At 61.3% G+C, this 22,917-nt stretch carries 23 protein-coding genes, 1 rRNA gene and 2 pseudogenes; 14 read left to right on the top strand and 12 right to left on the bottom strand.

Going from position 1 to position 22,917, the window contains the following annotated elements; genetic code table 11:
- The first annotated feature begins 154 nt into the window (after window positions 1-154).
- The 3 genes from rrf to CAK78_RS13995 all read left to right on the top strand — a co-directional run bounded on the left by rrf (window position 155) and on the right by CAK78_RS13995 (window position 4,182).
- A 5S ribosomal RNA gene (gene rrf / locus CAK78_RS14005) occupies window positions 155-269 on the top strand.
- 295 nt (window positions 270-564) lie between these two features.
- Complete coding sequence (gene tmaR, locus CAK78_RS14000; protein WP_005306016.1) at window positions 565-882, top strand: PTS system regulator TmaR; 318 nt, start codon at window positions 565-567, stop codon at window positions 880-882.
- A gap of 249 nt (window positions 883-1,131) precedes the next feature.
- The gene (locus tag CAK78_RS13995; RefSeq protein ID WP_254924789.1) at window positions 1,132-4,182 is read left to right on the top strand and encodes a transglycosylase domain-containing protein; all 3,051 of its coding nucleotides are present in this window, start codon (window positions 1,132-1,134) and stop codon (window positions 4,180-4,182) included.
- 86 nt (window positions 4,183-4,268) lie between these two features.
- Here the strand turns inward: CAK78_RS13995 and yjgA are convergent, their stop codons facing one another.
- Entirely contained in the window at window positions 4,269-4,793 is a 525-nt protein-coding gene (gene yjgA / locus CAK78_RS13990) for a ribosome biogenesis factor YjgA (RefSeq protein WP_010635921.1), read from the bottom strand.
- Between the two features lie 113 nt (window positions 4,794-4,906).
- On the opposite strand from yjgA, the gene pmbA reads away from it, so the two are divergent.
- A complete protein-coding gene (gene pmbA / locus CAK78_RS13985; RefSeq protein WP_094697660.1) occupies window positions 4,907-6,280 on the top strand; it encodes a metalloprotease PmbA in 1,374 nt (457 codons plus the stop codon).
- 58 nt (window positions 6,281-6,338) lie between these two features.
- On the opposite strand, the gene murA is transcribed toward pmbA, so the two are convergent.
- From murA to mlaF, 7 genes are read right to left on the bottom strand one after another with little or no spacing between them, the layout of a single operon-like run.
- Window positions 6,339-7,595 carry a UDP-N-acetylglucosamine 1-carboxyvinyltransferase gene (gene murA / locus CAK78_RS13980; protein WP_094697659.1) on the bottom strand — a complete coding sequence of 419 codons (1,257 nt, stop codon included), beginning with the start codon at window positions 7,593-7,595 and terminating at the stop codon, window positions 6,339-6,341.
- 17 nt (window positions 7,596-7,612) lie between these two features.
- Window positions 7,613-7,870 carry a BolA family iron metabolism protein IbaG gene (gene ibaG, locus CAK78_RS13975; protein WP_094697658.1) on the bottom strand — a complete coding sequence of 86 codons (258 nt, stop codon included), beginning with the start codon at window positions 7,868-7,870 and terminating at the stop codon, window positions 7,613-7,615.
- The gene (locus tag CAK78_RS13970) at window positions 7,870-8,142 is read right to left on the bottom strand and encodes an STAS domain-containing protein (protein WP_005305991.1); all 273 of its coding nucleotides are present in this window, start codon (window positions 8,140-8,142) and stop codon (window positions 7,870-7,872) included. Before CAK78_RS13970 ends, ibaG begins: the two co-directional genes overlap by 1 nt.
- Complete coding sequence (mlaC, locus tag CAK78_RS13965) at window positions 8,139-8,771, bottom strand: phospholipid-binding protein MlaC (protein WP_005305988.1); 633 nt, start codon at window positions 8,769-8,771, stop codon at window positions 8,139-8,141. The genes CAK78_RS13970 and mlaC overlap by 4 nt, the downstream gene beginning before the upstream one ends.
- 9 nt (window positions 8,772-8,780) lie before the next feature.
- Window positions 8,781-9,272 (bottom strand): outer membrane lipid asymmetry maintenance protein MlaD, encoded by a 492-nt coding sequence (gene mlaD, locus CAK78_RS13960; protein ID WP_005305985.1) that lies wholly within the window; start codon window positions 9,270-9,272, stop codon window positions 8,781-8,783.
- A 7-nt stretch (window positions 9,273-9,279) separates the two neighbouring features.
- Complete coding sequence (gene mlaE / locus CAK78_RS13955; RefSeq protein WP_005305981.1) at window positions 9,280-10,059, bottom strand: lipid asymmetry maintenance ABC transporter permease subunit MlaE; 780 nt, start codon at window positions 10,057-10,059, stop codon at window positions 9,280-9,282.
- Window positions 10,059-10,859, bottom strand: a complete 801-nt coding sequence (gene mlaF, locus CAK78_RS13950; RefSeq protein WP_094697657.1) for a phospholipid ABC transporter ATP-binding protein MlaF — start codon at window positions 10,857-10,859, stop codon at window positions 10,059-10,061. Before mlaF ends, mlaE begins: the two co-directional genes overlap by 1 nt.
- A gap of 207 nt (window positions 10,860-11,066) precedes the next feature.
- On the opposite strand from mlaF, the gene CAK78_RS13945 reads away from it, so the two are divergent.
- The 10 genes from CAK78_RS13945 (at window position 11,067) to npr (ending at window position 17,881) form a co-directional block, all read left to right on the top strand.
- The gene (locus tag CAK78_RS13945; RefSeq protein WP_094697656.1) at window positions 11,067-12,062 is read left to right on the top strand and encodes a KpsF/GutQ family sugar-phosphate isomerase; all 996 of its coding nucleotides are present in this window, start codon (window positions 11,067-11,069) and stop codon (window positions 12,060-12,062) included.
- A complete protein-coding gene (gene kdsC / locus CAK78_RS13940; protein ID WP_094697655.1) occupies window positions 12,062-12,616 on the top strand; it encodes a 3-deoxy-manno-octulosonate-8-phosphatase KdsC in 555 nt (184 codons plus the stop codon). The genes CAK78_RS13945 and kdsC overlap by 1 nt, the downstream gene beginning before the upstream one ends.
- Window positions 12,613-13,173 (top strand): LPS export ABC transporter periplasmic protein LptC, encoded by a 561-nt coding sequence (lptC, locus tag CAK78_RS13935; protein ID WP_010635927.1) that lies wholly within the window; start codon window positions 12,613-12,615, stop codon window positions 13,171-13,173. Before kdsC ends, lptC begins: the two co-directional genes overlap by 4 nt.
- Complete coding sequence (lptA, locus tag CAK78_RS13930; protein ID WP_010635928.1) at window positions 13,160-13,687, top strand: lipopolysaccharide transport periplasmic protein LptA; 528 nt, start codon at window positions 13,160-13,162, stop codon at window positions 13,685-13,687. The genes lptC and lptA overlap by 14 nt, the downstream gene beginning before the upstream one ends.
- Before the next feature lie 3 nt (window positions 13,688-13,690).
- Window positions 13,691-14,416 carry an LPS export ABC transporter ATP-binding protein gene (gene lptB, locus CAK78_RS13925; protein ID WP_005305964.1) on the top strand — a complete coding sequence of 242 codons (726 nt, stop codon included), beginning with the start codon at window positions 13,691-13,693 and terminating at the stop codon, window positions 14,414-14,416.
- A 65-nt stretch (window positions 14,417-14,481) separates the two neighbouring features.
- A complete protein-coding gene (locus CAK78_RS13920; protein WP_094697654.1) occupies window positions 14,482-15,921 on the top strand; it encodes an RNA polymerase factor sigma-54 in 1,440 nt (479 codons plus the stop codon).
- 21 nt (window positions 15,922-15,942) lie between these two features.
- Window positions 15,943-16,230: a ribosome hibernation promoting factor gene (gene hpf, locus CAK78_RS13915; RefSeq protein ID WP_005305957.1), complete on the top strand. Its 288-nt coding sequence runs from the start codon at window positions 15,943-15,945 to the stop codon at window positions 16,228-16,230.
- A 2-nt stretch (window positions 16,231-16,232) separates the two neighbouring features.
- On the top strand, window positions 16,233-16,679 hold the full coding sequence (gene ptsN / locus CAK78_RS13910) for a PTS IIA-like nitrogen regulatory protein PtsN (protein ID WP_005305951.1): 447 nt from the start codon (window positions 16,233-16,235) through the stop codon (window positions 16,677-16,679).
- Window positions 16,680-16,721: 42 nt separating this feature from the next.
- Window positions 16,722-17,588, top strand: coding sequence for an RNase adapter RapZ (rapZ, locus tag CAK78_RS13905; RefSeq protein ID WP_005305946.1), 867 nt, complete (start codon window positions 16,722-16,724; stop codon window positions 17,586-17,588).
- A 20-nt stretch (window positions 17,589-17,608) separates the two neighbouring features.
- Window positions 17,609-17,881, top strand: a complete 273-nt coding sequence (gene npr / locus CAK78_RS13900; protein ID WP_005305943.1) for a PTS phosphocarrier protein NPr — start codon at window positions 17,609-17,611, stop codon at window positions 17,879-17,881.
- A gap of 15 nt (window positions 17,882-17,896) precedes the next feature.
- Here npr and CAK78_RS13895 read toward each other — a convergent pair.
- From CAK78_RS13895 to CAK78_RS13880, 4 genes and pseudogenes are all read right to left on the bottom strand, one after another.
- Window positions 17,897-19,801 (bottom strand): annotated as a pseudogene (locus CAK78_RS13895) (BglG family transcription antiterminator).
- 104 nt (window positions 19,802-19,905) lie between these two features.
- The gene (gene dagF, locus CAK78_RS13890; RefSeq protein ID WP_094697653.1) at window positions 19,906-20,646 is read right to left on the bottom strand and encodes a 2-dehydro-3-deoxy-phosphogluconate aldolase; all 741 of its coding nucleotides are present in this window, start codon (window positions 20,644-20,646) and stop codon (window positions 19,906-19,908) included.
- Window positions 20,646-21,761, bottom strand: a complete 1,116-nt coding sequence (locus CAK78_RS13885) for a DgaE family pyridoxal phosphate-dependent ammonia lyase (RefSeq protein ID WP_094697652.1) — start codon at window positions 21,759-21,761, stop codon at window positions 20,646-20,648. Before CAK78_RS13885 ends, dagF begins: the two co-directional genes overlap by 1 nt.
- A pseudogene (locus CAK78_RS13880) lies at window positions 21,745-22,884 on the bottom strand (amidohydrolase/deacetylase family metallohydrolase). Before CAK78_RS13880 ends, CAK78_RS13885 begins: the two are co-directional and overlap by 17 nt.
- Window positions 22,885-22,917 lie beyond the last annotated feature (33 nt).

The raw sequence follows: 22,917 nt of genomic DNA, 5'->3' as shown, positions 1-22,917 counted from the left end.
ATAGGTGGGGTGTGTAAGCGCGGCGACGTGTTGAGCTAACCCATACTAATTACCCGTGAGGCTTAACCATACAACACCCAAGAAGTGTTCGAAGGCTTGTAGCAGATACCGAGAACGAAGAACAAAATCAGCTTTTTCAGATTGAAGATTTTTGCCTGGCGGCAATAGCGCAGTGGAACCACCTGACCCCATGCCGAACTCAGAAGTGAAACGCTGTAGCGCCGATGGTAGTGTGGCATTCGCCATGCGAGAGTAGGACACTGCCAGGCACCCAATTGAAGAAGCCCGCTCATCTGAGCGGGCTTTTTTATTGCCTGAAATTCAGCTTGATTCGTATCTGACCGCTGTTCTTCGATACATGAGCAGTACCTACCTCACACCTTATTCTCCACTCGGCTCTCCTCTGCCGAAAACCGGCGCCAGAGCTGCAATTAGGGTTGTATCTGCTTCATAACTCGGTAGAGTAAAGGGCATCTTGGGTTGGCCCGTACTCTCTCATGCTCGTTTCTCTGGTACGGATGCAACTTGGCCTGCTTTTATCAACCTTACGTCAGTGGTATCGATATGGAACAAGTAAACAAGTCCACCTTCAGCGATGTACTGGAATATGTGCGTATGTCCCGTCGTCAGAACAAGCTCAAGCGTGAAATCGCAGACAATGAGAAGAAGATCCGTGACAACCAGAAGCGGGTGCTGCTGCTCGACAACCTGAGCGATTACATCAAGCCTGGCATGAGCATCGATGAGGTTCAGGCCATCATCGCCAACATGCGCGCTGACTATGAAGAGCGGGTGGATGATCACATCATCAAAAACGCCGAGCTCTCCAAGGAGCGTAAAGACCTGAGCTCCAAGCTCAAGGCGATGAGCTCCAGCAAGTAAGCTCGCTTATTATTCTCCCAAAGCACCGGCCCATGGCCGGTGTTTTGCTTTCTGTCATCAGCTCGGATCTCTCGCCGCTCTGCAACAATCGGCTCCCCTTTTCATGATCGCCCTGTTACCATCACTACAAAGCGGTCAATAGATTTCAAGCCATTGACTTAAAACGACTAAGCTTGAGTGAAACACAATAAATTGCGCAACCATGGTGGGGCTGATATGGGCGCATCAGAACAGACGGATTTGAACTAAGTGGCATATCAGGATTCATCTGTCCCAAGCGCGGACGGGAAGTACAAGCGCAAGCGTCGTCCCTGGTGGCGCTGGCTGTTCTGCTTTCTCTTTTTGCTGTGCCTGGCCGCCGTGATTGCTATGGTGGGCTATGAGATGCAGACATCGCGCCTGCAGTCGCAGGAGATCTCCCGCTATGCCGCCAAGCTGACCTATCAGGTTGAGGCTGGCCCCAGCAAGCAGATTGCCTTCCCCGAGGACGGCCCCTTCGACAAGCGGCTGGGTTATGTGCTGTTGCCCATGATGCAGGAGCGTCTGCTGCAGCGCGGCTACCAGGTCAGCGAGCAGGTGCATTTCTCCGATGCTTTGTATGACTACGCCAGCAGGGGATTCTTCGTCCCTTATACCGAGAAGGTCCAGGCCGGCCTGACCCTGCATGACTGTCGGGCGGAACCTTTCTATCAGTTCAAGTATCCGACCCACTATTATCCGGACTTTGCCTCCATCCCGCCGCTGGTGATCCAGTCACTGCTGTTCATCGAGAACCGCGATCTGCTCAGCAACGAGCATCCGCTGGCCAACCCGGCCGTGGACTGGCCCCGTTTTGCCAAGGCGGCCATGTCCCAGGTGGGCAAGGCGCTCGATATGCAGGATCAGTCGGCCGGCGGCAGCACCTTGGCGACCCAGGTCGAGAAGTACCGCCACTCGCCGGATGGCCTGACGCTCTCCCCCACCGAGAAGATCCGCCAGATGGCGTCCGCCAGCGTGCGGGCTTACCGGCTTGGGCCGGAGACCCTGGAAGCGCGCAAGTTGGTTGCCTGGGCCTATCTCAACTCGGTGCCGCTCTCGGCGGCCCCCGGTTATGGCGAGGTGCACGGTCTGGGTGATGGCCTCTGGGTCTGGTTCGGTGCCAATGTTGACGAGGTGAACCGGCTGCTGGATCCCGCTCGCAACCAGGATGCTTCGCTGGCGGAGCAGGGACTGGCGCTGCGCCAGGTAGTCTCGTTGATGATTGCCCATCGCCGCCCCTCCTATTACCTGGCTCAGGGACGTGAGGCACTGGCCACCCTGACCGACAGCTATCTGCGTCTGTTCGTGCAGGAAGGGATGATAACCCCGCCGCTGATGGAGGCTGCGCTGAAGGCCAAGATCACCTTCCGTGACTTCCTGCAGTCCCCGGCGGTGACCAAGGTTAACAACAACAAGGGGTTGCAGGTTGCCCGTACCCGTCTCAGCCGTCAGCTCGGGGTGCAGCTTTACGATCTGGACCGGCTCGATCTGACGGCCGACACCAGCCTCAACATGCCGCTGCAAAACGAGGTTTCCCATTACCTGCAACAGTTGGCGGATCCGACGTTTGCCGCTCAGGTCGGCCTGTTTGGTGAACGCCTGCTCTCGCCGGAGAAGACGGGGGACGTGAAGTACAGCTTTACCCTGTTCGAGAAATCGCCGCAGGGCTTCAAGGTGCGGGTGCAGACAGACAACACGGATCAGCCATTCGACATCAACGAGGGTAGCAAGCTGGAGCTGGGCTCTACCGCCAAGCTGCGGGTACTGACCACCTATCTGGAGATCGTCTCCGAGCTGCACGACAGTTATGCCGGCATGTCGGCCGAGAGCCTGCGCAAGATAGAGGTATCGGATCAGGACAACATCAGCCGTTGGGCCGTCGCTTACCTGATGACCGCCAAGGACAAGAGCCTGCCCCTGATGCTGGAGGCTGCGCTGGATCGCCAGTATTCCGCCAGCCCGAACGAGGGGTTCTTCACCGGCGGCGGCATGCACACCTTCAACAACTTCCGGCGCGAAGACAACGGCCGCATTCCGGCCATTCGCGATGCCCTGCGGGAGTCCATCAACCTGCCGTTCGTACGCTTGATGCGCGATATCGTTCGCTACAGCCTCTACCGGGAGGGCAACCGCGCCCAGCTGCTCAAGGATGACAAGGATCCACGCCGCACCGAATATCTGGCCAAGTTTGCAGACAAGGAGGGACAGACCTATCTGCTGCGTTTCTGGCGCAAATACCGTGGCAAGACCCCGGAAGAGCAGCTAGACACCTTCCAGGATGGCCTCAAGCCCAGCGCCGTGCGCCTTGCCGCCGTGCACCGCTATCTGATGCCGGATGCCTCGCAGGAGACCTTCGCGGCCTTCCTAGCCAAGCGTCTGCCGCGGGAGAAGCTGAGTGAGCGGCGCATCGAACAGCTCTACACCAGCTATGGTCCCGGCAAGTATTCTCTGCCGGATCAGGGCTATATCGCACGGGTACACCCGCTGGAGCTGTGGCTGTTCTCCTATCTCAAGGAGTTCGACAAGGCGACCTTCGCCGATGCCGTCGAGGCGAGCCGGGACGAGCGCCAAGAGGTCTACAGCTGGCTGTTCAAGACCCGTCACCGCAGCGCCCGGGACAGCCGGATCCGCACCATGCTGGAGGTCGAGGCCTTCCTCGATATCCATCAACGTTGGGCCAGACTGGGCTATCCGTTCGATCACCTGGTGCCGTCGTTGGCGACCGCGCTGGGCAGCTCGGGCGATCGTCCCGCCGCGTTGGCCGAGCTGATGGGGATCATCCAGAATGGCGGCATCCGCGCGCCGACCCTGCGCATCGAGCACCTCTCGTTTGCCAAGGGCACGCCGTTCGAGACCGAATTTAAACCGGCGCAGACCGAGGGGACCCGGGTATTGCCGGTCGAGGTGGCCACCGCGTTGCGCAACGCGCTGTCGAAGGTGGTGGAAGGGGGCACCGCCAGGCGCATCGCCGGCGCCTTTACTCTGCCGGACGGTACCGTGCTGCAGATGGGGGGCAAGACGGGGACCGGTGACAACCGGATCGAGACGGTGGGCCGCTATGGCAACGTGACCAGCTCGCTGGCCCGCAACCGGACCGCGACCTTCGTCTTCTACATCGGGGATGATCACTTCGGCACCTTGACGGCCTATGTGCCCGGCAGCCAGTCCGACAAGTTCCGCTTCACCTCGGCCCTGCCGGTACAGGTGCTCAAGGGGATGGCGCCGCTGCTGATGCCGTATCTGCAGCCAGGTACTCATACCCAGTGCATGGCGGGCAGCTGATAGTTGCAGCAACATGAAAACGGGGCCGTATAGGCCCCGTTTCATTTTGTGCTGACCGCCGCCTGTCGGCGAATGTGAGTCATCACTTACAGCAAATCTTCTATCTCGCCGCGCAGATACTGGTACATCTCGCGATAGGCCACCGGCGGCTTGTTCAGCTCCCGCTCCTTGTTTGCGGTGCGGATCAGCTGGCGCAGCTTCTGGCGGTCCAGCTCGTGGAACTGGGACATCAGCTCGTTGAGGGCGCTGTCGCCTTCGTTGATCAGCCGCTCGCGCCACTGTTCCAGCCGGTGCAGGCGGGCGTTGACGGTGGAGTGGCGATTCTTGATGATGGAGAGCGCCTCGACGATGGGCTCCACATCGCGGCTGCGCATCAACCGGCCGATGAACTGGAGGTGGCGGCGGAAAGACTCGTCCTTCTTCGGCTTGAGCTTGCGGCCCAGCTCGACCGCTTCGGCCAGCTCCTCATCCAGCGGGATCTTCTCCAGTTCGCTGTGGCTGAGGGAGACAATCTCTTCCCCCATCTTCTGCAGCGCTTCGGCATCGCGCTTGAGCTGGCTCTTGCTGGGTCCCCAGTCTTCCCACTCATTGTCGTCTTGATATTGACTCATCGGTCTCTTGATTCCTGTCATTCACGTTTGGCGGATATGTTACCAGCTTCTCCCGCTGGGCGCAGGGGTCTGATATGCTTAGCCCCTTTCCTTCCTTCATACAGATGTGAGTTATGGATCAGCAAGACCAAATCCGCCAGGATCAAGCCCATCTCGAGGCCGTGGTTACCGAGGCCCTGGATATCGCCAAGGGACTGGGCGCCTCGCTGGCCGAAGTCTCCATCAGCAAACAGACCGGGTTGTCGGTCAACACCCGCGGTTGTGAACTGGAAAGCATCGAATTCAACAAGGATGGCGCGCTCGGCATCGCCGTCTATCGCGATGGCTGCAAGGGCTCCTCATCCACCACGGATCTGAGCCCGATAGCCATTCGCGCCGCCGTGGAAGCGGCCATGGAGATTGCCCGCCATACCTCCCCTGACGAGTGCGCCGGTCTGGCGGATGCAGATCTGCTGGCCTGGAACGCCCCGGATCTGCTGCTGTGCCACCCGGTCGCGCTGGATCCCCAATATGGCATCGAGCTGGCCACCGAGTGCGAACGGTTGGCGCTGGGGCGCGATGCCCGCATCAAGCACTCCGACGGCGCAGGTTTCTCCAGCCACCTCGGCATCAAGGTCTATGGCAACAGTCACGGCTTCGTCAAAGGCTATGCCGCCTCGCGCAACTCCCTGAGCTGCGTGCTGATCGGCGAGCAGGACGGCGACATGCAGCGCGATTACGGCTACTCCTCCAGCCGTACTCTGGACGGGCTCTGGAGCCCGCAGCGCATTGCCGACGAGGCGGTGGAGCGCACCCTCTCTCGTCTGGGGGCCCGCAAGATCAGCACTCGCCACGCTCCCGTGCTGTTCCATCCCGATACGGCGGCCGGTCTCTGGGGCCATCTGGTGATGGCCATCAGCGGTGGCAATCTCTACCGCAAGTCGAGCTTTCTGCTGGACAAGCTGGGCAAGCAGATCCTGCCCGAGTGGCTCACCATTCAGGAGTTCCCCCACCTGTTGGGGGGGCTCGCCAGCACCCCGTTCGATGGCGAAGGCGTGCTGACGCGCGACATGGACATAGTGCGCAATGGCGAGCTGATGAGCTGGCTGCTTACCTCCTACTCCGCCCGCAAGCTGGGGCTGACCAGCACAGGCCACGCCGGCGGCATCCACAACTGGCAGGTCTCCAGCACCGGTCAGGATTTCAATGGCATGCTCAAGGAGATGGGCACCGGCCTGCTGGTGACCGAGTTGATGGGGCAGGGGGTCAACATCGTCAATGGCGACTACTCCCGCGGCGCCGCCGGTTTCTGGGTGGAGAATGGCGAGATAGCCTATCCGGTCGAAGAGATCACCATCGCCGGCAACCTGGCCGAGATGTTCAGCCACATAGTGGCGGTGGGCAGCGACGAAGATGAGCGTTCCAGCCTCAAGACGGGCTCAGTGCTGGTCGAGAACATGAAGCTGGCGGGACACTGCCCCTGCCATCCCGCCGATCCGCGCTCATGAAAAAGGCCCCTCGCTGTGCGAGGGGCCTTTTTGTATCGGCGTTGCTCAGGGGCGGCAATCAGCCCTTGATGCGCTCGATGCGGCCGCCGAGGCCTTGCAGCTTCTGCTCGATGTCTTCGTAGCCACGGTCGATGTGGTAGATGCGGTCGACGATGGTAGAGCCTTCGGCCACGAAGCCGGCCAGCACCAGACTGGCGGAGGCGCGCAGATCGGTTGCCATCACCTGGGCACCCTTGAGCTGCTCGGTGTCGCGGCAGATGGCCACGTTGCCCTGCAGTTCGATGTCGGCGCCCATCCGTACCAGCTCGGGCACGTGCATGAAGCGGTTCTCGAAGATGGTCTCGGTGACCATGCCGGTGCCCTTGGCCACCGCGTTCAGCACGGTGAACTGGGCCTGCATGTCGGTCGGGAAGGCCGGGTAGGGAGCAGTCTTGATGGTGACCGGCTTGAGGGTGCGACCGGTCATGTCGAGGGTAATCCAGTCTTCACCCTTCTCAATCAGGGCGCCGGCCTCTTCCAGCTTGACCAGAACCGCTTCCAGCAGGGTCGGGTCGGTATTGCGGCAGGTGATCTTGCCGCCGGTGACCGCGGCGCCCACCAGGAAGGTACCGGTTTCGATACGGTCAGGCTGGACGCTGTAACTGCCACCGTGCAGACGCTCGACGCCGTCGATGATCAGGGTGTCGGTGCCAGCGCCCTGGATCTTGGCGCCCAGCGCGTTGATGAAGTTGGCCAGATCGACCACTTCCGGCTCGCGCGCGGCGTTTTCGATCACGGTACGGCCGTCAGCCAGGGTGGCGGCCATCATCAGGTTTTCGGTACCGGTGACGGAGACCATGTCCATCAGGATGTGGGCACCCTTCAGGCGACCGTCGACGCGGGCCTTGATGTAACCCTCCTCGATGACGATCTTGGCGCCCATCAGCTCCAGACCGTGCACGTGCAGGTTGACCGGACGGGCACCGATGGCGCAGCCGCCGGGCAGGGAGACATCAGCCGCGCCAAAACGGGCGGCCAGCGGGCCCAGCGCCAGGATGGAGGCGCGCATGGTTTTCACCAGCTCGTAGGGGGCGACGTGGTTGTTCACGGCGCCGGTCAGTACGGTCACGTTGCCGTTCACCTTGGTGGTGGCGCCCAGCATCTCCAGCAGCTTGATGGTGGTCCCTACGTCTTTCAGACGCGGCACGTTGGAGAGGTGGATCTCCTCGTCACACAGCAGGGTGGCGAACAGGATCGGCAGAGCGGCGTTCTTGGCGCCAGAGATGGTCACTTCGCCGTTGAGAGTACAACGACCATCGATCTTGAATTTGTCCATTTACGTTTGATACCAAATCAGGAGGGCAGTAGAAATTTACGTTCGCGTTTCCACTCGGCATCGGTAAAGGCCTTGATGGAGAGTGCGTGAATGGCGTTGCTGGCGATCTTGTCCATCAGCGGGGTATAGATGGCCTGCTGCTTCTTGACCCGGCTCATGCCGTCAAACATGTCACCGACGGCGATCACTTGGTAGTGACTGCCATCCCCTTTGACATGGACTTCGGACAATGGCAGAGCCTCGAGGAGTATCGCTTCAATTTCAGAGACTTGCATTATGCGTCCTCAGTTGTGAGCGGGGTTGATTGAAACAATCCGGCCACCCCGTAGAGGTTGGCCAGGGTATAGAAATCAGCGGAGGCGCCCACCAGTTGCGGTGTGGCGCCTCGTGCCAGAGCGGCTTTGGCCCATTTGACCAGCAGGGCCAGCCCGGCGGAATCCAGCGTGGTCACGTCGCCGAGCTCGAGCAGATCTTCCTGCCACCAGTCAGCCCGCCGTTGCCACAGCTCAATCACCTGAGCCGCCTGCAGCTCGCCGCTCAGTCTCATGACTTGAGCACCAGCGGCTTGGCATTGTGGGCGCGCAGCTGGGCGATCACCGCATCGATGCCGTTCTGGCGAATGAGGCCACCCAGCTCGTTCTGTTTGGCAGAGAGCAGGCTAATCCCCTCGGCGACCATGTCGAAGGCTTTCCATTCGCCGGTCTTGTTGTTCTTGCGCAGCTTGAACTCGAGGAAGATGTCCGGCTTGCCGGCCTCTTTCACGCTGACGTTGACGGCGGTGATGTTGCTGTCACCGGCGGCCTTGCCCGGCTCGACCTTGACGGTCTGCTTGTCGAAATGGGCCAGGGCGTCGGCGTAGGAGCTCACCATGTACTCGGTGAACACCTCGACGAAGGCGTCACGCTGGGCCGGGGTGGTCTGCTTGATCTGGTTGCCGAGCACCTTGTAGGCGGCGAAGCGGTTGTCCACGTAAGGCAGCAGCTCTTCGCGGATGATCACCCGCAGGTGGTCCGGGTTGCTCTTCACCTGGGCCTGATCGGATTTCAGGCGGGCGAAGGTCTGCTTGGCCGCCTGATCCACCAGGGCGTAGGGGTCGGTGGCGTCGGTGGCTTGCGCGGTCAGGGAAAACAGCATGCTGGTCATCAGGCCCAGCAACAGGGCGATCTTCTTGAACATGGTTACTCCTTACTTGCTGTCTGACTTGGTGTCGGAAGACTGGCTGTAGAGGAACTTGCCAATCAGGTCTTCCAGCACAATGGCGGATTTGGTGTCTTCAATCATGTCGCCATCCTTGAGCATGCTGGTGCCCATCTCCTCATCGGTAAAACCGGGTACCAGGCCGATGTACTGCTCACCCAGCAGGCCTGAGGTCAGGATGGAGAGGGTGCTGGTCTCGGAGAACTCGCCGGCGCTCTTCTGCATCTGCAGGGAGACGACCGGAACCTGGCTCTTGGCGTCCAGGCTGATGTCGCTGACCCGACCGACCACCACGCCGCCCACCTTGACCGGAGAGCGTACTTTCAGGCCGCCGATATTATCGAAATGGGCGCGCAGGGTATAGGTTTCTCCTTCCGGTTTGAAACTCAAACCGGCCACTTGCAGTGCCAATGCCAGAATGGCACCGATGCCGGCCAGCATGAAGGTGCCAACCAGGAATTCTACTTTGCTGAACTTCATCTTTACCTTATCCAAACATGACTGCGGTGAGTATAAAATCCAGGCCGAGCACGGCCAGGGAGGAGTGGACCACGGTACGGGTCGTGGCCTGACTGATCCCGGCCGAGGTCGGCTTGGCATCATAACCGTTAAAGAGCGCAATCCAGGTGACCACCAGGGCGAAGATCAGGCTCTTGATGGCGCCCTGCATGATGTCATCCTGCCAGTCGACGGAGGCCTGCATGGCGGACCAGAAGCCCCCCTCATCGACCCCCAGCCAGTCGACACCGACCAGCTTGCCACCGAAGATGCCGATCAGGCTGAACATGAAGGCCAGCAGCGGCATGCTGATGACCCCGGCCCAGAAGCGCGGCGCCACCACCCGACGCAGCGGATCCACCGCCATCATCTCGAGGCTCGAGAGCTGCTCGGTGGCCTTCATCAGACCGATCTCGGCGGTGAGGGCGGAGCCCGCACGACCGGCAAACAGCAGGGCGGTCACTACCGGACCCAGCTCCCGCAGCAGGGAGAGGGAGACCAGCGGGCCCAGGCTCTGTTCGGCGCCAAAGTCCTTCAGGACGTTGTAGCCTTGCAGCGAGAGCACCATGCCGATGAACAGGCCCGACACCAGAATGATGGCGACCGACTGCACCCCGACCACATAGAGCTGCTGTACCAGCAGCGGAAAGTGCTTGCGCGGCGCGGGTTTGCCCGCCAACGCGTGAAACAACATGATGGTGGCGCGGCCGATGGCGCTGATGAACCGCACCCCGCTTCGCCCCAGTTTGCTTACCTGGCTTGTCAACATCAGAGATCCTGTAGCAGCTCGCCTGCCGGAAAATGAAACGGAACAGGACCGTCGGGCAGTCCCTGCAGGAACTGCTCGACCTCGGGATTGTGCTCCTCGCGCAGCTGGGCCGGCGTGCCGTGCGCCACCACCTTGCGGTTGGCGATGATATAGGCATAGTCGGCGATGCTCAGCACCTCCTTCACGTCGTGGGTGACGATGACGGAGGTGATGCCGAGGGCATCGTTCATATCCTTGATGAGCTTCACCAGCACCGCCATGGTGATGGGATCCTGGCCGACGAACGGCTCGTCATACATGATGAGGTCCGGATCCAGCGCGATGGAACGGGCCAGCGCCGCGCGTCTGGCCATGCCGCCGGAGAGCTCGGAGGGCATCAGCTTTGCCGCACCGCGCAGACCCACCGCCTGCAGCTTCATCATGACGATGGTGTGGATCAGCTCCTCCGGCAGGCCGGAGTGCTCGCGCAGCGGGAAGGCCACGTTGTCGTATACCGTCATGCCGGTAAACAGGGCACCGCTCTGGAACAGCATGCTCATCCGCTTGCGCACCTCGTACAGGCGCGAACGGGAGAGGGTAGGGATATCTTCCCCGTCAAACAGGATATGACCGGACTCGGGCTTGAGCTGGCCGCCGATCAACCGCAGCAAGGTGGTCTTGCCGATGCCGCTGGGGCCCATGACCGCAGTGACCTTGCCACGGGGAATGGTCAGGTTTATCCCGTCGTATAACAGCCGATCTCCGTGACTGAAGGTCAGGTCGGAGATGGTGATCAGGTCATCGTTCAAACAATTGTCCATCCGGTGTAAATGAAGAGCGAATTTTATGGGCTAGTCTAGGTCTAAGCAACAGCAAGGAACAACTATTGAACAGTCTGCCCATCCAGACGCGCGACAGTTTTTTGTAACCAATTGTCTCTCTTTTACGCCCAAGAAGTATCCGATTCGCTTATCTCGACAGACTTTTTTATAATCCCGCAGCAAATTTCAGCCCGGAGCTGTGCCTTTATGTCTGTAAAGTCTGAAAAAGTGTCTGAACTGTTCGATTTTCGTCGCAGCGCCCGTACCGTGCTGGACATCGAGAAACAAGCGATTGATGGACTCTACCAGTACCTGAACGATGCCTTCGATCAGGCGTGCGAGATGATACTGCGCTGTAGTGGCAAGATAGTGGTCACCGGCATGGGCAAGTCAGGTCATGTCGGAAGCAAGATAGCTGCGACCCTGGCCAGCACCGGCACTCCCGCCTTCTTCCTGCACCCGGGTGAAGCCAGCCACGGCGATCTGGGGATGATCTCCGGCGGCGATCTCATCATCGCCATCTCCAACTCCGGTGAGAGCGACGAGATCCTGGCCCTGCTGCCGGTACTCAAGCGCCGCGGCATTCCGCTCATCTGCATGACCGGCAACCCGGCCTCCACCATGGCTAAAGAGGCCAACGTGCATCTGTGCATCAAGGTGGAGAAAGAAGCCTGCCCCTTGGGGCTGGCACCGACCTCCAGCACAACAGCGACCCTGGTGATGGGGGATGCGCTGGCGGTGGCCCTGCTGGAAGCCCGCGGTTTTACCGCTGACGATTTCGCGCTCTCTCACCCGGGCGGGTCGCTCGGCAAGCGCTTGCTGCTGCGAGTCGGCGATCTGATGCACAGCGGCGAGCTGTTGCCCCTGGTGGGGATAGATGCCACCATCAGCCAGGCACTGCTGGAAGTGAGCCGCAAGGGACTCGGCATGACGGCTGTGGTTGATGGCAACGGCGTGCTGGCCGGCCTGTTCACCGATGGCGACCTGCGCCGCATTCTGGATCTGCAGGTGGATATCCATCACACCCCGATCAGCCGCGTCATGACGGTGAACTGTGTTACCGTGGGACCAGAGATGATGGCGGCCGAGGCCGTCAAGCTGATGGAAACCAGAAAGATCAACGGATTACTGGTCGTGGATGGCGACAAGCGCCCGCTGGGGGCCTTCAACATGCACGACCTGCTGAAAGCCGGAGTAATTTGATGCAAAACGTACCGACCCTCTATGGTCCGGTGACGCGCAGCCAGTTTGATCAGGCGGCGCAAATCCGCCTGCTGGTGTGCGATGTGGACGGGGTGCTCTCCAACGGCCTCATCTACATGGGAAATGACGGCGAAGAGCTGAAAACCTTCTGCACTCGCGACGGCGCCGGCATGCGGGCGCTGCTCAATGCCGGCATCGAGATTGCCATCATTACCGGGCGCAACTCCCGCATCGTCAGCGATCGGATGAAGAGCCTGGGGGTGCAGCATCTGGTGCAGGGGGCGGATCAGAAACTGCCCCACTTCGAGGCGCTGCTGGCCAAGCTGGGGCTGGATGCATCGCAAGCAGCCTATATGGGGGATGACACCATCGATCTGCCGGTGATGAAGGCCTGCGGCCTCGGCATTGCCGTGGCCGACGCCCATCCGCTGGTGCTGGCGCGCGCCGACATGGTGACCCGGCTGGGCGGTGGGGTGGGGGCGGTGCGCGAGGTGTGTGATCTCATCCTGCAGGCCCAGGGGCTGGGTGATTATCAGCCAGAGGCCTCGGTATGAGCAGACAGACCCTGTTGTTCGCCCTGCTGTTTCTGGTGGCGCTGGCGGCTTGGCAGCTCGGCGATATCGAGCTGGCGCCGGAGCCGACCACCAAGGTGGAAAATTATCAGCCGGACTTCACCGCCAAGAATCTGGTGACGACCCGCTTCAATGCCGAGGGGCTGCGCACCGAGCGACTGGAGTCCCGCTACGCGGAGTATTACCAGATCCTGGAACAGGCCACCTTCGACAAGCCGGTGGTCTACATGTTCGACAAGCAGGGCGAAGCCGAGTGGAAGGTCAACGCCGAGACCGGGGTGCTCAATACGGATGACAACGTGATCCTGCGGGACAAGGTGCATCTGGATGGTCTGCTGCCCACCTCCTTCATCTCCACGCTGGATACCCCCTATCTGGAGCTGGATCTGGTGACCCAGAACGTGAGAAGCAATCAGCAGGTCAGCATAGTGGGTAAGGACTTCCAGACCGAGGGCGTTGGCCTGAAGGGTCATCTGGAACGCAAATATTTCGAATTACTGGATCAGGGCCATGCCATCTATTTCAATGAAAAACGCTAATCTGGCCCTCGCGGCCCTGCTGCTGTGCGGCACCGTGAGCGCCAAAGAGTCCGACTTTGCCGAGAAGGTCTATGTGGACGCGGTCAAGCAAGTGGCCGAGCTGCAGGACAACCGCATCACCTTCGAACAGGATGTGACCATCACCCAGGGTTCCATCAAGATCAAGGCCGACAAGGTGGTGGTAATCCGCTCCGGTGAGAAGGGGGCCGAGGTGATGACGGCCTATGGCAAGCCAGCCACCTTCTTCCAGATCCTGGACAACGGTAAGCCGGTCAATGCCCACGGCAACAGCATCCGCTATGAGCTGAAGAACCGGCTGGTAACCATTACCGGCGATGGTCAGCTCAAGCAGGAAGACAGCCAGGTCAATGGCGATCTCATTCGCTACGACATCGTCAAACAGAAGATGGTTGCCGAGAGCAAGACCCCGAACCAGCGGGTCAAGACGGTGTTCCTGCCGGATCAGGTCGAGAGTTTCGACAAGCCGGCCGATCAGAAGAAGCAGGGAAAATAAACCATGGCAGTGTTGAAAGCAGCCGGCCTGCAGAAGAGCTACAAGCGCCGCATGGTGGTCAGCGACGTGAGTCTGGAAGTGGGCACCGGTCAGATCGTCGGCCTGCTCGGCCCGAACGGTGCCGGCAAGACCACCTCCTTCTACATGATCGTGGGGCTGGTACAGAGCGATGCCGGTCTCATCACCATCGATGATCAGGACATCAGCCTGCAACCCATGCATATCCGTGCTCGCAACGGCATCGGCTATCTGCCGCAGGAGGCCTCCATCTTCCGGCGCCTGTCGGTGTTTGACAACCTGATGGGGGTCATGCAGACCCGCAAGGGATTGAGCCGCGAGGAGCGGGAGGACAAGGTCCAGCAGCTGCTGGAAGAGTTCAACATCACCCATATCCGCGACAGCCTGGGGCAGAGCCTGTCGGGCGGTGAGCGGCGCCGGGTCGAGATCGCCCGTGCACTGGCGGCAGAGCCGCGTTTTATCCTGCTGGATGAACCTTTTGCCGGGGTAGACCCCATTTCTGTGATAGACATCAAGAAGATCATCCAGCACCTCAAAGATAGAGGCCTGGGCGTCTTGATCACCGACCACAACGTCAGAGAGACTCTGGACGTATGTGAGAAGGCCTATATCGTCAGCCACGGCAAGATGATTGCCGAAGGTGCACCGGCGGAAATACTCGCCGATGAGCAGGTCAAGCGCGTCTATTTGGGCGATCAATTCAGTCTATAGTAAGGGGGCATCTCTTCATTTCCTGTGACGACTGCCTCGCTGACCATAAGGATATCCCGACGTAGATGAAGCCGACATTACAGTTGCGTCTCGGTCAGTCCCTGACCATGACGCCGCAATTACAACAAGCGATTCGTCTGCTCCAGCTCTCCACTCTGGAACTCCAGCAGGAAATTCAGCAAGCGCTCGACAACAACCCCTTGCTGGAGCAAGAGGAAAACGACGTTCAGGAGACCAGCCCGGTCGACCAGGTGGACGTCAGCCAGCTCGACTCCAGCGATGCCATGGCCCAGGATCAGATGCCGGACGAACTGCCGGTGGATACCACCTGGGAAGAGGTCTATTCGGCCGGCACGGCCCAGAGCGCAGGCCCCATCCATGACGGGGAAGACAGCGTCTATCAGGGTGAGACCACCGAGAACCTGCAGGACTACCTGTTGTGGCAGATGCGCTTGACCCCGTTCAGCGACGTGGATGCCGCCATCGCCCTCGCCATCATAGATGCCATCGACGAATCCGGTTACCTGACGGTGTCGCTTGAGGATATTCAGGCGGCGGTGAGCAGCGAGGATGTCGAGGTGGAGCTCGATGAAGTGGAGGCCGTGCTCAAGCGGGTGCAGCATTTCGATCCGGTCGGCATCGCCGCCCGCTCGGTGCAGGAGTGCCTGCTGATCCAGCTGGGCCAGTACTCACCCGATCTGCCCTGGCTCAACGAAGCCAGGGAGGTGATCCTTGAGCACATGGATCTGCTCGGCAACCGCGATTACCGCACCCTGGCCCGCAAGACCAAGCTGAAGGAGAACGACCTCAAGGAGGTGCTGGATCTCATCCAGCAGCTGGAGCCGCGGCCCGGCAACGGCGTCATCCAGAGCGAATCCCAGTACGTGATCCCGGATGTTTCCGTGGTCAAGAAGGGCAACAAGTGGGTGGTCGAGCTCAACCCGGACTCGGCCCCGCGCATCCGGGTCAATGAGACCTATGCCGCCATGGCCAGACAGGCCCGCACCAGTCAGGATACCCAGTTCATCCGCTCCCACCTGCAGGAAGCCAAGTGGTTCATCAAGAGTCTGGAGAGTCGCAACGACACCCTGCTCAAGGTGGCCAGCTGCATCGTCGAGCAGCAGCAGGGCTTCTTCGAATACGGTGAAGAGGCCATGAAACCCATGGTGCTCAACGACATCGCCGAAGCGGTGGAGATGCACGAGTCGACCATCTCGCGGGTGACGACCCAGAAGTACATGCACACGCCGCGCGGCATCTTCGAACTGAAGTTTTTTTTCTCCAGCCATGTAAACACCGAGGGAGGAGGAGAGTGCTCATCGACCGCAATTCGCGCGCTCATCAAGAAGCTGGTCACGGCGGAGAATCCCGCCAAGCCGCTAAGTGATAGCAAGATCGCGGATTTGCTGGCCGAACAGGGTATTATGGTGGCGAGACGCACGATCGCAAAGTACCGTGAATCCTTGTTGATCCCGCCATCCAATCAGCGCAAACGCCTGGTTTAGGCAAAACAAAAGGAAGACGTTATGCAAATCAACCTGACCGGACACCATGTCGAGATCACCGAAGCTCTGCGTGATTATGTGAACAACAAATTTGCCAAACTCGAGCGTCACTTTGACCACATCAACAATGTTCATGTGGTGTTGAGCGTAGAAAAACTGAACCAGATCGCCGAAGCCAAGCTGCATGTCAGCGGGGGTGAGGTGTTCGCCAACTCGCAGCATGCCGACATGTATGCGGCGATTGATACCCTGCTGGACAAGCTGGATCGGCAGATCATCAAGCACAAAGATAAGTTAAACCAAAAATAACCATGCAACTTGAACACATACTGAGTCGGGACTGCACCAAAAGTGCGGTCCCTTGTACCAGCAAGAAACGCGCCCTGGAGATCATCAGCGAGTTAGCCGCTGAGCGCCTGGGGACCTCTCGTCAGGTGCTCTTCGAGTGCCTGCTGGCGCGAGAAAAGATGGGCAGTACCGGGATCGGTGCCGGTATCGCCATTCCCCATGGCCGGATCGGCGACGAGTTTCCGCCGACCGCGATCCTGATGACCTTCGCAGAGCCTATCCCCTTCGATTCCATCGACAATCAACCGGTTGACCTGCTGTTTGCCCTGCTGGTGCCGGAAAGCGAGTGCAAGCAGCACCTCAAGACCCTTTCCCTGATGGCATCCAAACTGGGCGACAAGGCGGTATGCCGCCAGTTGCGCCAGGCAACCAGCGATGAAGAACTCTATCAGATCATGACATCGGCCTGAGATGCAGGCCCTTGCAATGACGCCAAGCGGTGAGGGAACAAGATGCAATTAATAGTGGTGAGTGGGCGCTCCGGCTCGGGCAAGACAGTTGCCCTGCGTGTGCTGGAGGATCTCGGTTATTACTGCGTGGATAACCTGCCGGTCAACCTGCTGCCCCAGTTGATCGTGTCGGTCGAGAGCCAGTATGACAAGCTGGCGGTCAGCATCGACGTGCGCAACCTGCCGGCGAGTTCCGACAAGCTGGAAACCCTGCTGGCTCAGGTACGCAACGAGGGGCGTGTGGAGTTCACGAGCTTCTTCTTCGATGCTGAAAACTCCACCCTGCTCAAGCGCTACGGCGAGAGCCGCCGGCTGCACCCCCTGTCGCGCAACAAGCTGTCGCTCGACGAGGCGATCCGGGAAGAGACCCACCTGCTGGCGCCGCTCTCCTCGACAGCCGACCTGCGTATCGATACCACCAACCTCAGCATTCACGACCTGAGCGAGCTCATCAAGACCCGGGTGCTCGGCAAGAAGGAGAACGAGCTGGTGCTGGTGTTCGAGTCGTTCGGCTTCAAGTACGGTATCCCCAAGGATGCCGACTTCGTGTTCGACGCCCGCTTCCTGCCAAATCCGCACTGGATCCCTGAGCTCAAACCGTTCACCGGCAAGGATGAGCCGGTGGCCCGCTACCTTTCCAGCCAGCCCGACGTGATGCAGTTCATCCTGCAGATCGAGAACATGCTGGCGACCTGGTTGCCCCACCTGGAGCGCAACAATCGCAGCTATGTGACGGTCGGCATCGGTTGTACCGGTGGCCAGCACAGATCAGTGTTCATTGCCGAACAGTTGGCCGGCGCCTTTCGCCTGCTGGGCAAGAACGTCCAGATCCGCCACCGCACCCTCGACAAGAGTGCGCCGCAATTTTGATGGACCAATAGGAAGATCAGATGACCGTCTCAGCCTCGGTGGAAGTGAAAAACAAACTGGGCATGCATGCCAGACCGGCCATGATGCTGTTCGAGCTGGTGCAGGGGTTCGATGCCCACGTGTTGCTGCGCAACGAAGAGGGGGTCGAGGCCGATGCGGACAGCGTGATCGGCCTGCTGATGCTGGACTCCGCCCAGGGCAAGCAGGTGGAAGTTCAGGTGGAGGGGCCAGAGGAAGTGGAGGCCCTGGCCGCCGTGGTGGCGCTGTTCACCTCGGGTTTCAACGAGGAGTAGCGGGCCCCTTCGTGCTCAAGGCGCGCTGCGTGCCAGCGCCTTGAAGGCGGTAAAGTCCCGACAAGCCAGCAGACTCCTGCTGGCTTTTTCGTTCATCAAGGCCAGGAACAGGTCGTAGAGCCCCATCGCCTCTTCGTAGTCGGCCTTGGCGATGGCCAGTACGAAGACGAGGGTGGCGCTCTCGCCGTTGCCCCAGTCGATCCCCTGGGGGGCCAGCACGGTATAGACCAGGGTGCGGCGCGCCAGCAGACCGAGGGAGTGGGGTAGGGCGATACCGTCCCCCAGCAGGGTGGAGACGATCCGCTCCCGCTCCTGCAAGGATCCCCGAAAGCCGCTCTCCACCAGATCCTCCGCTTCCAGCTGGCTGCAGATGCGATCAAACAGCGCCCCCTGGCTGAGCGGTTCGCTGACCACCATGAAGTGGTCGGCATCGAAGTACTTGTCGAGCAGGTAGGGGCGGGTGCGATCGATCAGCACCAGCTTGCCGAGCTGCTCCAGCTGGTACTGGGTCGGGAAGGGGGCGACCTGCACCACGGGCACGTTCTTGTCGCTCACCTTGATGGTGGTGATGACGAAGTCCTGTTCGATCCGCGCCAGCCCTTCGTAATCCCGCACCGACTCCAGCGTGGTCAACTGCAGCTGGGGATACTCCCGCTTGATGCGGGCCTCCAGCACCCGAAAGGTGGCGTTGCCCGCATCGCACAGCAGCAGCGCCTGAGGGCGCCTTGTGTAGCCGATGTCGTAGTGGCGCTCCAGTCCGACCCCGATATGGATCACCAGATAGCCTATCTCGTGGTGGGTCAGCCGGTAAGGAGTCTGCTTGATCCACTCCGAGATGGCCGCCAGCGTGATGTCGTAGGCGAGGGGGTAATACTGCTTGATGTGGTCCGCCAGCGGATTGTGGCTGCCGATCTGGTATTTGACCCGCAGCAGCATGGCGCTGATATGGGTCTGCAGGTCGGCCCGCAGTTGCAGATCGCCGCGCAGGTCATAGGGATAGTGCTGGTGGATGTAGGCCAGCAGATGCTCCACCAGCTGTTCGCTCTCGGCCGCCATGGCCGGGCTGAGCTGGGGGGCATCGGCGGTGAGACGGGCCTGGATCTGGATGGCGAGGCAGGCTATCTCCTCTTCCCCCGGCGGGGTCAGGGTCGGCAGCTCGCCATAGATGTCGCGGGCGACGGCCAGCAGCGGCGCCGTGAGATCCTCGCCGGTGAATTGGCGCAGCTCGTGGCCCGCGGCCTGGCGCAGCAGGGCGACGGCGCAGTAGATGGCGAGCTGCTGCAGGCTCTCGTCGGCCAGGCGCAACTGGTGGCGGCCGAGTTGCTCGTGGATGTGATTGCCCACTACCTCCAGCGTCTTGCTGGGACAGAGGTTGGGCAGCAGGCTCTGCAGTGGGTTACTGTGCAGCAGTTCCTGATAGAGCAGCTGGGTGAGACAGGCGCGAATGGCCGTCTCCCCCCCCTAGATCCGCATCCCCTGCCTGGGCTTGCTGTCGATGGCGAGGTCGAAGTGGGCGAGCTGCTCCCGCACCTCCGCCATGTCCCCCTGCAGCGCCGCCCGGCTCAGATACCAGGTGTCCGCCAGCTCGTCGAGCTTGATGCCCTGCTCCGCCGTCAACAACAGGATCTGCAGGTGCAGCACCCGCTCGCGGCTGGTGCGAGGCAATCCGCTCTCCTGCTCCTGGGCCGCCAGCAGCGCCTCGAACAGCTCCTGATTGTAGATCTTGAGCTGATAGCCGCTGCCGCGCTGGTGGATCAGGTGGGCACCCCGGGTGGCGATGATCTCGTTGAGGGTCGCCACGTCGGTGCGTACTGTGCGGGTGGAGACATTGAGGCGGCGGGCCAGCTCCTCCTGCGGCAGCGGTTCGGCGTGGAGCAGGGTGAGCAGTTGCTGGAGTCTGGGGTGGGGCAGCTTGGTCATGAGGGGGGATCGGACTCCTGTCGCGGAATAGAAAATCGATGTTAACAAGCGAGTCAATGACAAGCCAGGCACCGGCCAGTGATCGGACCGGTGCCTGAGGGCGATCAAGCCATCAGCCGCTTCACCTTGGCCAGCAGGGTCCGCACGTCCTCGGGACGGGTCTGACCGCTCGCGCTGTCGATGATGGAGCTGTAGACGTGGGGGATCACCTTCTCAACCCCGGCATCCAGCGCAATTCGCACTATCTCCTCGAAGTTGTCGAGATCGATGCCGCCGGTGGGCTCCAGCCAGAAGCCGTGGCGAGCGCAGGCCTCGGCCACTGCCTGATACTCGGCGCGGCAGGCCAGCCCGCCCATGGGGAAGAACTTGACCGAGCTGCCGCCCATGTCCTTGAGCAGGGCGATGGCGGTGTCGATGGGGACGATGCCGTCGGGCTGCTGGCTGCTCAGGGGGCCGGTGGAGATCTTCACCATCCCCGGGGTGCCGGTGGGAGAGACAAGGCCATTGACGAGGGTGTCAGACTGGCCGAGCAGCGCCCGGCTGGCGCCGACCCCGGTGAACACCTGGTTGACGTGCTGGGGCTGCAGCTGGCGAGCCAGCTCGACCACCATGGCGGACTGGCGCGGATCGCCGGCCCCCAGCCCGATGGAGAGGGCATTGTCGATAAGCTTGGCGTAGGCCTGCATGTCAGCGACGGCGGAGGGCACATCCGGGTAGTTTTTGGAGAGCACACCGACCAGCACGTGGCCCTCGGCGGCCTCATAAATGTCGACGGCATTCTGTCGGGAGCCGGCCAGCACGTTGAGGCAGACCCGATCGCGGTAGTAATTGGGAGTCAAAGACATCAGTTGTTCTCCTGAACGAGGTGGGCAATAGCGGAGTGGATCTGGTCGAGCTGGGGCAGGGTGACGCTGCGCACGTCTATCTCGATGTGCCCCTCGTTGGCCTTGTAGCCGCGGCAGTAGATGGCAGGCGTGCCCTGCTGCAGACGGGCGACGACCTGCACTGTGGTCATGCCGATCTGCTGGTGGTCAAAGGCGATATCGGTGCGGGCGATGTCGCGCCCCGCGCTGTCCCACACCACCCGGGCCTCGACGCCGGGCAGCTGGTTGAGCCGCTCGATGAAGGGGGTCATCTTGGCGACCATGGCGGCGCCGCTCTCCTTCTCTTTGGCCAGATAGCGCTCGATGGCGTGGGTGAGGCCGAGGATCCCCTCTTTGCCCACCTTCATGGCACGGCCGATGCCGTTGGCCTGCTGTTTGACCCACTCCACGTACTGATGCTTGCCAAGTACCAGCCCGCTGGTGGGCCCCTCGATGGCCTTGGCGCCGCTGTAGATGACCAGATCCGCCCCTAGGTTGTAATAGAGACGCAGATCCTCCTCGGCCGCCGCATCGACGATGAGCGGGAGCCCGTGGGCCTTGGCCACCTCGGCTGCCTCGGCCACCGACAGAATGCTCTTCTGCACGCAGTGGTGGGACTTGATGTAGAGGATGGCGGCGGTATTGGCATTGATGGTGGCGGCTAGCTGGGCGGCAGAGCACTCGTTGGCGTAGCCGGCCTCCACCACCTTGCCGCCACCCAGGTTGACCATGGTGCCGACCGGGGCGCCGAAGTTGACGTTGTGCCCCTTGGGCAGCACGATTTCGCTCGGCACATTGTGGGCATGGGCGTGCAACTGCTCGAGGCGGTAGGGGTCGCCGCGCACGATCACTGCGGCCACCGACTGGGCGATGCCGGCGCTGGCGCAAGAGACTACCACCGCATCTTCCACATCCAGCAAGCCGGCCAGGTAGGCGCCGGTCTTGTTGACCAGATCCTTCACCTCGAAGTAGTGGCCGAGGCCGAAGTTGACCGCGTCGACCACCTCCTGCTCGGGGGTGGAGACGCCGAGAATGGTCATGCGCCCGGAGGCGTTGATCACCGGTTTGAGCTGATATTTCTCATACACAGAAGGCATGGTGTGATTTCCCATAGTGAGTCAGAACCAATTCACCACCGACCAGGGCGGCGAGCGGCAGCAACTGCCGATCGCCATTGCGGGCGCCGGCTTCGGTATCGGTAAAGAGGGTAGGGCCGCTCATCACCTCGAACAGGGTCAGATCGGCATCGGCGCCCACCTCGAGCCGCCCCTTGCCGGACAGGTGCAGGGCATCGGCGGCATGGTGGGTGACGCAGGCCAGCACCTGCTCCAGGGTCATGCCGATGGTGAGAAACTTCGACATCACGTGGGCCAGGCTGTAGACCGGCCCCTTGATGCGGTTCTTGCAGTAGATGTCGGAGCTGATGGTGCGGGGCAGGATCCCCTGGGCAATGGCCAGTTCCGCCACCTCGAAGCTGAAGCTGGCACCGCCGTGGCCGATGTCGAGCAAGAGGCCCCGCTGCATCGCCTCACGCACCGCCTGGCGCAGCTCACCGGCCGGGGTCAGGATGCGGTTGGGCTTGCCGTTGAAGCAGTGGGTCAGCAGATCGCCATCCCCCAGCAGGGCGACGATCTCGTCCAGATCCGGCGGCGTGTTGCCCACGTGTACCATCAGCGGCAGCTGGCCGTGGGCCTGTTGCAGTGCCTTGGCCATGCGCAGCGGCTGCAGGCCGTTCTCACCCACCACGCTGCCGCTCATCCGCGCCTTAATGCCGACGATGAAGCCGGGGTGGCGGGCAATGGCCGCCGAGGCGAGCTCCATGTCGAGGTCCCGGCTGTCGGCCAGCTCGTTCTGGCGCAGCAGGCCGATGCGGGAGATGTTGAGCAGGGCGCGCACCCGGGTCTTGCAGCCGGCGGCGAGACGCTGGAAGTCATCCACATCGTCGGCCCCGGTGCTGCCGGCGTCGATGACGGTGGTGACGCCGGACTCCACGCCCACCTTGTCCGGATCATCGTGATAGATGGGGGAAGCGGGGTAGCAGTGGGTGTGGCCGTCGATCCAGCCGGCGCTCACATGCACCCGGCCGCCGAGATCCAGGGTCTGCTGCGCCGCTGCCGTCTCCGGCAGGGAGCCGAGGGCGGCGATTTTGCCCTCCCTGATGGCGATATCGACGAGCCGGCCATCTCCCTAGCGCCCCGCTCTGATGATGATGTCGTACATGCTGATGGCCTCTAGCGTGCCGCCCCGCAGGGC

Source organism: Aeromonas sp. A35_P (genome assembly GCF_002259925.1).
GTDB classification, from domain to species: domain Bacteria; phylum Pseudomonadota; class Gammaproteobacteria; order Enterobacterales; family Aeromonadaceae; genus Aeromonas; species Aeromonas dhakensis.
The sequence above is the reverse complement of the archived record's forward strand: the minus strand, read 5'-3'. Positions and strand labels throughout refer to the sequence as shown.